The organism is Gracilibacillus marinus (genome assembly GCF_042651725.1).
Lineage (GTDB): Bacteria > Bacillota > Bacilli > Bacillales > Amphibacillaceae > Gracilibacillus > Gracilibacillus marinus.
In genome coordinates this window covers 50,793-62,902 of the sequence record NZ_JBHSDV010000005.1, presented here as the reverse complement: position 1 = coordinate 62,902, position 12,110 = coordinate 50,793, and the positions used below count along the sequence as shown (strand labels likewise).

General features: G+C 35.7%; 11 protein-coding genes and 1 riboswitch. Of the genes, 3 read left to right on the top strand and 8 right to left on the bottom strand.

Going from position 1 to position 12,110, the window contains the following annotated elements; translation table 11 throughout:
- Positions 1–25 precede the first annotated feature (25 nt).
- The 6 genes from ACFOZ1_RS13865 to ACFOZ1_RS13840 all read right to left on the bottom strand — a co-directional run bounded on the left by ACFOZ1_RS13865 (position 26) and on the right by ACFOZ1_RS13840 (position 5,796).
- Positions 26–403: an SLAP domain-containing protein gene (locus tag ACFOZ1_RS13865; protein ID WP_390200235.1), complete on the bottom strand. Its 378-nt coding sequence runs from the start codon at positions 401–403 to the stop codon at positions 26–28.
- Between the two features lie 733 nt (positions 404–1,136).
- Positions 1,137–2,012 (bottom strand): MetQ/NlpA family ABC transporter substrate-binding protein, encoded by an 876-nt coding sequence (locus tag ACFOZ1_RS13860; RefSeq protein ID WP_390200233.1) that lies wholly within the window; start codon positions 2,010–2,012, stop codon positions 1,137–1,139.
- A 69-nt stretch (positions 2,013–2,081) separates the two neighbouring features.
- A complete protein-coding gene (locus ACFOZ1_RS13855) occupies positions 2,082–2,750 on the bottom strand; it encodes a methionine ABC transporter permease (protein WP_390200231.1) in 669 nt (222 codons plus the stop codon).
- Positions 2,740–3,768, bottom strand: coding sequence for a methionine ABC transporter ATP-binding protein (locus ACFOZ1_RS13850; protein WP_390200229.1), 1,029 nt, complete (start codon positions 3,766–3,768; stop codon positions 2,740–2,742). Before ACFOZ1_RS13850 ends, ACFOZ1_RS13855 begins: the two co-directional genes overlap by 11 nt.
- Positions 3,769–3,874: 106 nt before the next feature.
- Positions 3,875–3,984, bottom strand: a riboswitch (SAM riboswitch).
- A gap of 168 nt (positions 3,985–4,152) precedes the next feature.
- Positions 4,153–5,514: a PFL family protein gene (locus ACFOZ1_RS13845; protein WP_390200227.1), complete on the bottom strand. Its 1,362-nt coding sequence runs from the start codon at positions 5,512–5,514 to the stop codon at positions 4,153–4,155.
- A 15-nt stretch (positions 5,515–5,529) separates the two neighbouring features.
- Positions 5,530–5,796 carry an ACT domain-containing protein gene (locus ACFOZ1_RS13840; RefSeq protein ID WP_390200225.1) on the bottom strand — a complete coding sequence of 89 codons (267 nt, stop codon included), beginning with the start codon at positions 5,794–5,796 and terminating at the stop codon, positions 5,530–5,532.
- Between the two features lie 196 nt (positions 5,797–5,992).
- Here ACFOZ1_RS13840 and ACFOZ1_RS13835 point away from each other — a divergent pair, with 196 nt between their 5' ends.
- Positions 5,993–6,724, top strand: a complete 732-nt coding sequence (locus ACFOZ1_RS13835) for a Cof-type HAD-IIB family hydrolase (protein WP_390200223.1) — start codon at positions 5,993–5,995, stop codon at positions 6,722–6,724.
- Positions 6,725–6,900: 176 nt separating this feature from the next.
- Positions 6,901–8,322 carry an NADP-dependent phosphogluconate dehydrogenase gene (gene gndA, locus ACFOZ1_RS13830; protein ID WP_390200221.1) on the top strand — a complete coding sequence of 474 codons (1,422 nt, stop codon included), beginning with the start codon at positions 6,901–6,903 and terminating at the stop codon, positions 8,320–8,322.
- Between the two features lie 147 nt (positions 8,323–8,469).
- Here gndA and ACFOZ1_RS13825 read toward each other — a convergent pair whose 3' ends face one another.
- Both ACFOZ1_RS13825 and zwf read right to left on the bottom strand, forming a co-directional pair.
- Complete coding sequence (locus tag ACFOZ1_RS13825) at positions 8,470–9,090, bottom strand: cyclase family protein (protein WP_390200219.1); 621 nt, start codon at positions 9,088–9,090, stop codon at positions 8,470–8,472.
- A gap of 76 nt (positions 9,091–9,166) precedes the next feature.
- Complete coding sequence (gene zwf, locus ACFOZ1_RS13820; RefSeq protein ID WP_390200218.1) at positions 9,167–10,648, bottom strand: glucose-6-phosphate dehydrogenase; 1,482 nt, start codon at positions 10,646–10,648, stop codon at positions 9,167–9,169.
- Between the two features lie 300 nt (positions 10,649–10,948).
- Here zwf and ACFOZ1_RS13815 point away from each other — a divergent pair, with 300 nt between their 5' ends.
- The gene (locus ACFOZ1_RS13815; protein ID WP_390200216.1) at positions 10,949–11,719 is read left to right on the top strand and encodes a TIGR01457 family HAD-type hydrolase; all 771 of its coding nucleotides are present in this window, start codon (positions 10,949–10,951) and stop codon (positions 11,717–11,719) included.
- The last annotated feature ends 391 nt before the right edge of the window (positions 11,720–12,110 follow it).

The window sequence follows — 12,110 nt, the reverse complement described above, 5'->3', positions numbered from 1 at the left end:
AAAGCGGACTGAGGAAATCCGCAATTTATATTATTTTAATCGACCATTCAGTTGGAAGTGGGTGTTGTTCAAGATAGGGATGATTAGGGTAAATAAAGGTCCAAGGCATACTTGTTCTTGGTTGTAAAAGTAACCTTGTATCATGGAATGACTCTTCCGCAATTATGTTGTCATTATGGAATAATTGTAAGGTACTTCCGATAAGTGATAATTTGTCATCGGTAAAATTGTGAATAATGACACTGCATAATAATTCGTTCCGGTGATTTCGTGCATGACGGATAGGAGTGAAAATGACACCTTCTTGATGCTTGCTAGTAGATTGGAAAAGCTTCTCTATCGTTTGTAAATCTTGTGAACTAATTGTTTGTTTCCATTTCTCTTCTAAAACTAATTGTTGCATTTCTTCAACTCCATTATAAGATGTATGAATTGGTATTCGTGTAGTTATTGTAGCATGTAGCAGAGAGAAGGAGAAGCGAGAGAGTGATGGAGTGGTTTGAATAGGTGTAGAAGATGAGATTGGACAAAGGAATTCTTTAGATTTTTATCTTAGATACTTCTATTTGATAACTTTGAGATTTTATATGTGCTTAGCAACCGCTCCGGTTTGTCCGTTTCCCTTTCCGTGGGTTTTTCCTCTAAGCTAACTTTTCTAGCAAAGAACGCTAAAAAAGTGGATCTTAGGGGAAAAAACATCCCACAGGAGTGGAAACGGACACCTACGCTTTTTTATATTCTACAATGGAAGGAATTATAAAAATATTTGCTTTATCCCATATCGCCTCTGATTTATTATCATTATGAGCTAAAAAAGCTGATTTCTCTAACCAACCAAAATGCTAGCATTTGCAAACATTGTAGAACTTCACTGAGCGTAGGCGCCCAATCCCACTCCTATGGGATCCTTTTTTCTGAAGATCCACTTTTCCAAGCGGTTTGTGTTTGGAAAAGTTAGCTGAAGGAAAAAGCCCATGGAAAGGGGATTGGGCAAGCCGGAGCGGGTGCAAAGCACATATCGAATATCACAGAATTCACTTCTATTACACACAAAATCCAAGCGCTTCGGTAATTAGCTTTCGAATCGCTTGGATTTTTGTAATTGAAAAATTCTTTATCTTAATATCTGTTTACAATTATTCTGCTACAGGAACTACTTTTCCTTCATATTTTTCATTGATAAAGTTTTGAATGGCTTCTGAGTGAAGTACTTCAACTAATTTTTGTAATGCTTCTTTGTCTTTATCTTCACTACGAACAGCAATAATATTTACATAAGGAGAGTCTGTACCTTCTAACAATAGTGCATCTTTAGTTGGTGACAATCCAGCTTGCAATGCATAGTTACCGTTAATTGCAACTAATGCTTCTGTTTCACGCTCATAGAATTCAGGTAAGAAACCTGCATCTACATCTGTATCAAATTCTAAATTTAATGGATTCTCTACGATATCTTTTACTTGTGCATCTACTTTTTCAACATTTTCGTCTAATTTAATTAATTCTGCTTCTTCTAGAATGGATAATGCACGACCATGATCTGCTACAGAGTTACTCATGATCACAACAGTACCTTCAGTAATGTCGTCTACACTCTTGATATCTTTAGAATAAAAACCATATGGCTCAATGTGGATTCCACCAAGATTTGCGAAATCATATTCTTTATCTGCTTTTTGAGACTCGAAATAAGGAATGTGTTGGAAGTAGTTCGCATCTAATGTTCCGCTTGCTAAATCTTCATTTGGAAATACATAATCTTGGTATACTTCGATTTCTAATGTAATACCTTCTTCTGCTAAAAGGCTTTTTGCTTCTTCTAATATTTCAGCATGAGGTGTACTTGTTGCACCAACTACAATTGTTTCTGATGCATCATCAGTTGTTGCATCTTCTGATGTATTGCTGTCCCCATTTGTGGAATTATCTGTTTCGTTGTCGTCACTTGTTCCACATGCTGCTAAAACTCCGATGAATAATAATGCTACTAGTGTAAATAAATACTTTTTCAAAATAAATCTTCCCTTCTTATTATCTATTTTATTTTATGAAAGAAGCTTAACAAGTTAGTGTTAAGCATATTACCTTTTGTCAATTGCTTTCGTTAGCATGTCGCCAATTACTTGGAATATAAATACGATAATGATAATTAAAATCGTACATGCAAGAACGACATCAAAATTAAATCGCTGGAATCCTTGTAAATAAGCAAGATTTCCAAGACCGCCTGCACCGATGACTCCAGCCATTGCGGTATATCCAATTAGTGCGATTGCTGTTACGGTAATTCCTGATACTAATGCAGGCATAGATTCTTTTAATAACACTTTGAAAATAATAGTAGATGCATTTGCACCCATCGACTTCGCTGCTTCAATCACGCCTTTGTCGACTTCTTTAAGACCAATTTCCACAAGTCTCGCATAAAATGGCGCTGCACCGATAATTAATGCAGGTAATGCTGCTTTCCATCCGCGAATAGTACCAATCAAGAAATCTGTAAATGGAAAGAGTAATAATATTAAAATGATAAATGGAATCGCACGAAACACATTTACAACTACTGCTGTTATGTTATAAATTAGTTTGTTTTCCCATAAGTTACCCTTATCTGTTAAGAATAATAATAATCCTAAGAAAATCCCCAAAATTAATGTGCCTATTACAGCAATAATTGTCATATACATGGTTTCTTCTGTCGCAACCCATAAATCTTCCATGATGACATTAGGGAATAAATCATTCCACATGTTGTAACACCTCAACTTCCACACTTTGTTCGCGCATAAATTGGATAGATGATGCTAATACATCTTTGGAGCCATTCAATTCGATATATAATGTGCCATAAGCACCTTCACGAGTTGGTGCAATAGAACCTTGTAAGATGTTGATCTCTACATCAAATTGTTTAATCACATCTGTAATTAAAGCACGTTTGGCGTTGTTCCCAATAAAATGTAATTTCACCACTTCACTATCTTCACGGCTTGTGATAAATTCTTTTAAGCTAGCTTGGTCATGTTCTAGTGGATTTAATTGTTGGACAAAGCGTTTCGTTGTTTTAGATTGAGGTCTCACAAACACATCTAGTACATCACCAGATTCTACAACTTTTCCATTTTCCATTACTGCAACACGATGGCATATTTTTTGAATGACATGCATTTCGTGTGTAATTAAAATGATAGTTAACTGAAGTTTCTTATTAATAGAGACAAGTAAGTCTAAGATATCATCCGTTGTTTCAGGATCAAGAGCGGATGTCGCTTCATCACATAATAATACTTCTGGGTCATTAGCTAAAGCTCTTGCAATACCGACGCGTTGCTTTTGACCACCACTTAACTGAGAAGGGTAGCTATTCTCTTTGCCAGCAAGACCGACTAATTGAATGAGTTCATTCACCTTTTCTGCTCGAGTTGCTTTTGGTACGCCAGCAATTTCTAGTGGAAATGCGATATTATCGAAGACTGTTCGTGACCAAAGTAAATTGAAATGTTGGAAGATCATACCGATTTTTTGTCTTTTTAATCTAAGTTCTGTTGCGGACATCTTGGTAATGTCTTTATTGTGAATCGATATAGTACCATTGGACGGCTCTTCAAGTCGATTAATTAGGCGAATAAATGTACTTTTTCCAGCACCACTATATCCGATCACACCAAAAATCTCACCTTGATTAATCGTTAATGATACGTCGTCAACAGCTTGAACTTGTTGTTTTTTTGTTTTGTATATCTTTGACAAGCCTTTTATTTGAATCAATGTGAATTGGCTCCTTTCTTTCTCTTATTCTCTTTATTAGTATAAAAATAAAAAATCCTTTCTGCATGAGAGGACAGAAAGGATTGGCATTCATTACCGTTACGTCCTCTTATCTTTCAAAGTTTAGTATGTCAAACTTTGATGGAATTAGCACCTATCACTAATGACGGTTGCTGGGTTTCATCGGGCCAGTCCCTCCACCTCTCTTGATAAGAGATTCTATTCTATTTTAATAAGTGTAATCAACACATATATCATTTCTAATCATGAATAACAGAAGCTATCTGATAATTTTGATTAATTGTGATGATAGCATGCATTTGATATCAAGTCAATACTCTTTTAAAAAGTTAGAATAGTCATATTATTCTGATAAGTGGTATGTTAATTCGTCAATGCTTGGATTGGTGCAGGGATTCTGCCACCACGTTGAATAAATTTATCTGAATGATAAGGATTGACTCCAATGATTGGTGCGCGCCCGAGTAACCCACCAAATTCCACCACTTCACCTGACTCTTTGCCAACAACAGGAATAATACGAATTGCTGTTGTCTTTTTGTTAATCATTCCGATGGCTGCTTCGTCTGCGATGATAGCAGAAAGTGTATGACTACTAGCATTTCCATCAATTGCGATCATATCTAATCCAACAGAACACACACATGTCATTGCTTCTAATTTAGGAAGTGTTAAGGCCCCTTGTTCAATACCACGAATCATTCCGTTGTCTTCACTAACAGGAATAAAGGCACCACTAAGTCCGCCGACATAAGAACTCGCCATTGCTCCACCTTTTTTAACTGCATCATTCATTAGTGCAAGTGCAGCAATTGTTCCATGTGTACCAACACACTCTAAACCAATTTCTTCTAGTATTTCTGCAACACTATCATTCATCGCATTCGTTGGAGCAAGGGATAGATCCATAATACCAAAAGGCACCTCTAATCGTTCTGCAACAACTCTTCCAATAAATTCTCCTGCACGTGTGATTTTAAATGCAGTCTTTTTAATGACTTCTGCTACTTCGCCAAGATCTGCATCAGGATATCGTTTTAATGCATGTAATACAACTCCAGGTCCACTGACACCGACACTTAACACGACTTCTCCTTCTCCTGCACCATGAAAGGCACCTGCCATAAATGGATTGTCTTCTACAGGATTACAAAACACGACAAGTTTTGCACAACCAATACTATTATTATCTTTTGTTAATTCTGCAGTTGCTTTAATAATTTCACCCATTTGTTTCACTGCGTCCATATTAATACCCGTTCTTGTTGTACCGACAGATATGGAGGCACATACTCGCTCTGTTTCACTTAATGCTTGTGGCAGTGCATCAAGTAAAATTTGATCACCTTTAGAGATTCCTTTATGTACAAGAGCAGAATAGCCACCAATGAAATCAATCTGCACCTTTTTTGCAGCTTCATCTAATGTTTTGGCAAGTTCTACTGCTTGTTCTACAGTAGCATTGCCTAATAGTTCTGCAACAGGGGAGATTGCCACACGTTTATTAATAATTGGTACACCATATTCTTCTGCAACTTGTTCTGCAACAGTCACTAAATTTTTTGCATATGTTGTAACTTTATGGAATACATTTGTTTTTAACGTATCAAAATCACTGTCGATGCAATCTCTTAAGCTTATCCCCATTGTGACTGTTCGAACATCTAAGTGCTCCATTTGTACCATTCGAATCGTTTCTTGTATTTCTGTATATGCAATTGGCACGATTACTTCACTCCTTTATACACGGTGCATTGCTTGGAAGATTTCTTCGCGTTGAATACTGATCTTAAGTCCAAGTTCTTTTTCGACAGGCTCGAATGCTTGTTTTAGCTGTGCAAGTTTCTTTATATCATCAATGTCAATTAACATCATCATCGTAAAAAAATCTTGCAAAATCGTTTGGCTAATATCCGAAATATTCACATGATTCTCTGAAAGAACTGTTGTTACCTTTGCAATAATTCCGACTTGGTCTTTTCCAATAACACTTACAACTGCTCTCATGTTTCATCACCTCATATCTATTGTGTATCATTTCCCGTAAAAATTAATAGTCTTAGTATCGTATTCTTTCTGTACGTCATACATTGTTTTATTTTAGTGGGATTATTTCTTTACTTTAGTATAACTCATTTCAGTATTTTTGCTAAACAATTGCGAATCACTTACAATATAGTAGAAGAGAAAGGAGCGAATTACTATGAAGGATATTCGCCTAATTGCGCTAGATATGGATGGGACATTACTTTCGTCAGACCATACTGTGTCAGAGCAGAATAAAGAAGCAATTAAGAAAGCAAGAGAAAAAGGTGTCGAAGTTATTATTTCGACAGGAAGGCATTTCCGAACAAGTGCGCATATCGCGAAAGAATTAGATATTCATTATATTATTAACGTGAATGGCAGCGAAATATGGACAATGGAGGAAGAATTAATCGCAAGAGAAATAGTAGATGCCTCTATTATAAAAAAATTGATTGAACTGAAAAATAAACATAAGACTTGGGCATGGTCAGCTTCTACTGATCAAATTTGGCGAGATGAATTCCCGGATAATGTCGAGGATTATACATGGCTGAAATTTGGCTTTGATACAGATAATGACGAAACCAAACAATTACTAATGGCAACACTTGAAGAATGGAAAGAGATTGAGTTAAGCAATTCTAGTTTGACTAATATTGAAGTAAATGCTGTTGGTGTCAATAAAGCGAAGGCTGTGGAAGTTGTTTGTGAACGTCTTGGCATTACAATGGATCAAGTAATGGCATGTGGGGACAGTTTGAATGATATCAAAATGATTGAGCAAGCAGGTATTGGTGTGGCAATGGGGAATGCCCAAGACAAAGTGAAAGAAGCGAGTGATTGGATTACAACATCTAATGACGAAGCAGGAGTTGCGCAGGCAATCAACAAATTTGTGTTAAAATAAGCAGAAATTTCAGAAAATAAGGTACAATTACTTGCAGAGAACGACAGGATATAATAAGTTATTAGATGGAATGTTTTTTTCTAATGATGTTACGCATTATTCTATTTCGTGCTAAAATAGTAGTGTAGAATAATACATATGCACATATTTAGTTTAAAAAAGGAGCGAATGAGAGAATGGCAAAACAGCAATTTGGTGTGGTAGGTTTAGCTGTAATGGGGAAAAACCTTGCGTTAAACGTAGAAAGTAGAGGTTATTCTGTAGCAGTATACAATAGAACTTATCAAAAAACAGAAGATTTCTTAAATGAAGAAGCAAAAGGGAAAAATTTCGTTGGTGCAAAAACAATCGAAGAATTTGTTGATTCATTAGAAAAACCAAGAAAAATCATGTTAATGGTCCAAGCAGGTCCAGCAACAGATGCTACGATTGCTTCATTGAAACCATTACTTGATAAAGGTGACATCTTAATTGATGGTGGTAATACATTCTTTAAAGACACAATGCGTCGTAATGCAGAATTGGATGAATCAGGTATTCACTTCATCGGTACAGGTGTATCTGGTGGGGAAGAAGGAGCGCTTAAAGGACCTTCTATTATGCCTGGTGGTCAACAAGAAGCTTACGAATTAGTTGCACCTATTTTTGAAGCAATTTCTGCAAAAGTAGAAGGAGAACCATGTGTGACATACATTGGACCAAATGGTGCAGGACACTATGTGAAAATGGTACACAATGGTATCGAATATGGTGACATGCAATTAATCTGTGAAGCATACTTCATTATGAAGAATGTGCTTGGACTATCAGCAGAAGAATTACATGAAGTATTCGGTGAATGGAACAAAGGGGAATTAGATAGTTACTTAATCGAAATTACTACAGATATCTTTAAGAAGAAAGATAAAGAAACTGGTAAGCCAATGGTTGATGTGATTCTTGATACTGCAGGCCAAAAAGGTACTGGTAAATGGACAAGCCAAAGCTCACTAGACTTAGGTGTACCACTTCCTGTTATTACAGAATCTGTTTTTGCTCGTTTCATTTCTGCTATGAAAGAGGAACGTGTAGAAGCAAGCAAAGTATTAAGCGGGCCTTCAGTAGCTGATAAGCCATATGAAGGGGATAAAGACGAGTTAATCGAAGCAATTCGTAAAGCATTATACATGAGTAAAATTGTTTCTTATGCTCAAGGATTTGCGCAAATGCGCGCAGCATCTGAAGAGAATGATTGGAACTTACGTTATGGTGATATCGCAATGATCTTCCGTGGTGGTTGTATCATCCGTGCGCAGTTCTTACAAAAAATCAAAGAAGCGTATGACAATGAACCAGCACTTAAAAACCTATTGCTTGATCCATACTTCAAAGGTATCGTAGAAAGCTACCAAGATTCATTACGTAAAGTATTAGCAATTGCGATGGAACGTGGTATTCCAGTACCAGGATTCGCAAGTGCATTAGCATACTTTGATAGCTATCGTACAGCTACATTACCTGCTAACTTATTACAAGCACAACGCGATTACTTCGGTGCGCACACATATCAACGTATCGATAAAGAAGGCGTGTTCCACACAGAGTGGTTAGAAGATTAATATTTAAAGATTGGAACAAAAGAATTCTTTCATTACAAAAATCCAAACGATTCGAAGACTGTTTATCGAATCGCTTGGATTTTTTTTGCGTATTAAAAAACTCTATTTGGTATTGTTGAGATTTTAAATATTATACAAATATTGGTCTTATTCCATATCAAATAAGATTACTCTTGCTGGTGCAGCTTCTGTTCCTATTAACTTCAACGGTGCTGCTACCATAAAATATTCACCAGGGACAATCTCTTTTAATCGTAATCCCTCTACTATGACAATATCAGATTGTAGTAATTTCACATGTGTTGGGTAGCCTTCTTGACTCCGTTCTATTCCTAAAGTATCGATACCTACACCTGCAATTTTCTTGTTTATTAAATACTCAGCACCGTCTTCAGTCAAATAAATAAAATTGAAATCAAAGGAATGACTTTCATAAAAGGAGTTTTTTGTTTTAAATAAAATAAAATCGTTCTTATTGATAGTATGCGCTTTCAAATCATTTGACGAAATGCCATCTGTAACATGCATTAAATCAATCACTTTCACTTGTCTAATTAATTTGTTTAATGGTATGTTCTCGAATGTATCTGCATGATTAATCATGTGCAAAGGAGAATCGATATGGGTACCTGTATGTGCGTTTAATTGCATATTGGTATCTGTTACTGTGTCAAAAGTTCGTGTATCGAAAGCTGGTTTTTTGCTATCCATGTTCTCCCATACTTGCATATTTGGATGAATCTCCATCGAAATATCATAAAATTTCATTGTATTTCCTCCTCTTGTTATAGTATAAAAAAGCAATCAAAATAAATTGATTGCTTTTTTAACATTCAAATACTGATTATTCAGGTTTAATGTCCCACCATTTAAAGCCATCTTTTTCTAGTAATTCATCTGCTGCTTTAGGTCCGTTTGATCCTGATTCGTAGTTAGGGAAATCAGCTTTTTTATTAGACCATGCATTTGCGACAACATCCGTAAACTTCCAAGAAAGAGCAACCTCATCCCAGTGAGTGAAGTTTGTGGAGTCACCACGCATACAGTCGTGTAACAATGTTTCGTAAGCTTCAGGTGTATTCATCTTATCACCAGAATTATTATCGTAACTTAATGTGATTGGTGTAGAAGATGTATTGTAATCACCTTTTTTCGCATTCACATGTAATGTAATACCTTCATCTGGTTGCACATGAATAACGAGAAGATTTGATTTTGTCTCATGTTCCTCACCATAATATAAATTCATTGGTAAATCTTTAAATTCCACAACAATCTCTGTTGATTTCTTCTCCATACGCTTACCTGTACGAAGATAGAATGGTACACCAGCCCAACGGAAATTATCAATTAGTAGTTTAGCTGCGACAAACGTATCTGTATTGGATTCTGGATCAACACCATTACCTTCACGATAGGCAGGTAATTCTTCACCATTTACAATACCACGATCATATTGGCCACGTACGAAGTATTTATCTACATTTTCTTCATTCAATACACGAAGTGCGCGCAATACTTTTACTTTTTCGCTACGGATTTCTTCTGGAGTTAAGCGAATTGGTGGATCCATTGCAATAAGTGCAAGCATTTGTAGCATATGATTTTGCATCATGTCTTTTAAAGCACCAGCACTGTCATAATAGCGGCCACGTTCCTCTACTCCGAGTACTTCACTTGAAGTAATTTGGATATTGGAGATATATTTATTGTTCCATAAAGGTTCGAATAGTGCATTTGCAAATCGAATGACTTCAATATTCTGAACCATTTCTTTACCTAAATAGTGATCAATACGATAAATTTGGTCTTCTGTAAATGCTTCACGAATTTGGTTATTTAATTTTTCAGCTGATTCATAATCATGGCCAAATGGTTTTTCAATAACTAAACGTGTCCATCCTTTTGTTTGTGTTAATCTTTCTGATTTTAAGTTAGCAGCTAACGTACCAAAGAAATTCGGTGCCATTGAGAAGTAGAATAAGCGATTGCCTTCTGTTTCGTGCTTCTCATCAAGTTCATTAATTAATTGCTCTAACTTTGTATAATGTTCTAAGTCTTGGATGTCGAATGGGTTATAATGAAAATGACTTGCAAATTCATCAGGATCAATTGTCGGATCATTCAACCCATTGATGGATTTCTTTACATTCTCACGAAAATCTTCATTTGTAAGTGGTCGTCTTGCTACACCAATTACAGCAAAATTATCTGACAGCTTCCCATTACGATATAGTCTGTAAATGGAAGGATACAATTTCCTATTTGCAAGGTCGCCAGTAGCGCCAAAAATAACAATAACAGCTTTCGGGGTATTCGATGTCATATTACTTTAACTACCTTTCTTCATATAAAATTTGTGAACTAGCGGATTCTTCGTACATGTGTCACGATATACTAGAATCATAAATGAAACACATATATGGATGTGTTTCTTTCGTTTATACTACTTTAATTATTATATAGTATAAATTATTTGGCAAAATAAGAGATGTTTTCTTTAATAATTATACATGATAACATATAAATAGTCACAATGACGAAATTGTCATAAATATATACTATCATTTATTCAAAAAATGACAAATAAAATACATAGAATTTTCAAAAAATTTAGGAGGAAAATATGAAAAAATATCGCGGATTCTTAATTGATCTTGATGGAACAATGTATAAAGGAACAGAAAAAATTGAAGAAGCAATTGATTTTGTAAAAGAATTGGATCAGAAAGGTTTACCTTATTTATTTTTGACAAATAATTCGACAAAACATCCGAAAGACGTAGCAAATAAATTAGTAGAAATGGGAGTACCGTGTACGGAAGACCATGTATTTACTACAAGTATGGCTACAGCGAAGTACATACGTGACTTAAAAGCGAATGCGACTGTGTATGCAATAGGAGAAGATGGTCTACATCTTGCGTTAGAAGAAGCAGGATTCTCGTTTGCAGAAGACAACGCAGATTATGTTGTAATGGGATTAGATCGTGACATTACTTACGAAAAACTAACAAAAGGTGCGTTGAATATAAGAAATGGTGCGACATTTATTGCAACAAATGGGGATGTAGCATTACCGACAGAACGAGGCTTTTTACCTGGAGCGGGGTCTTTAATTTCGGTCTTATCTGTTACAACAGGAGTAAAGCCTATATTTATTGGTAAGCCTGAATCTATTATTGTGGAACAAGCTTTAGAAGTATTAGGTACAAATAAAGAAGAGACTGTCATGATTGGCGATAATTATTATACGGATATTTTGGCAGGGATTCATGCAGGAATTGACTCCATACTTGTCCATACTGGTGTGACAACAAAAGAAGAAGTACAAACACTCGAAACAAAACCAACTTTTGCTATTGATAGTTTAGTGGAATGGACGTTTGGGGAATAATTAAAAAATTTAGAATGTAAATATTGTTCTTTAAATAAAAAGCGAATGATACCAATTATTGTGTGCGGATATCCCGCTGCGGCTTGCACACTCCCCTTTCCATGGACTTTTTCCTTCAGCTAACTTTTTCAAGCAAAAATCGCTTGAAAAAGTGGATTTTCAGGAAAAAGGGTCCCATAGGAGTGGGAGTGTGCGCCTTCGCTTAGTGAAGTTCTACCATGTTTGTGAGTATTGGCATTTTGGTTTGTGACGGATAGAAGCTTATTTTGATATATAATCTAGAGACAAAATAATAATCAATATGGGATTTTTATGATTACATTAATTGTAGAGTTTAAACCCACGGAAAGGGAAACGGACAAGCCGGAGCGGGTGCCAAGCACATATAAAT

Excerpts from the sequence above, each read along its gene's own strand:
- ACFOZ1_RS13865 (WP_390200235.1), bottom strand. The coding sequence starts at position 403 with ATGCAACAATTAGTTTTAGAAGAGAAATGGAAACAAACAATTAGTTCA.
- ACFOZ1_RS13855 (WP_390200231.1), bottom strand. The coding sequence starts at position 2,750 with ATGTGGAATGATTTATTCCCTAATGTCATCATGGAAGATTTATGGGTT.
- ACFOZ1_RS13840 (WP_390200225.1), bottom strand. The coding sequence starts at position 5,796 with ATGAGAGCAGTTGTAAGTGTTATTGGAAAAGACCAAGTCGGAATTATT.
- ACFOZ1_RS13835 (WP_390200223.1), top strand. The coding sequence starts at position 5,993 with ATGAAGGATATTCGCCTAATTGCGCTAGATATGGATGGGACATTACTT.
- gndA (WP_390200221.1), top strand. The coding sequence starts at position 6,901 with ATGGCAAAACAGCAATTTGGTGTGGTAGGTTTAGCTGTAATGGGGAAA.
- ACFOZ1_RS13825 (WP_390200219.1), bottom strand. The coding sequence starts at position 9,090 with ATGAAATTTTATGATATTTCGATGGAGATTCATCCAAATATGCAAGTA.
- zwf (WP_390200218.1), bottom strand. The coding sequence starts at position 10,648 with ATGACATCGAATACCCCGAAAGCTGTTATTGTTATTTTTGGCGCTACT.
- ACFOZ1_RS13815 (WP_390200216.1), top strand. The coding sequence starts at position 10,949 with ATGAAAAAATATCGCGGATTCTTAATTGATCTTGATGGAACAATGTAT.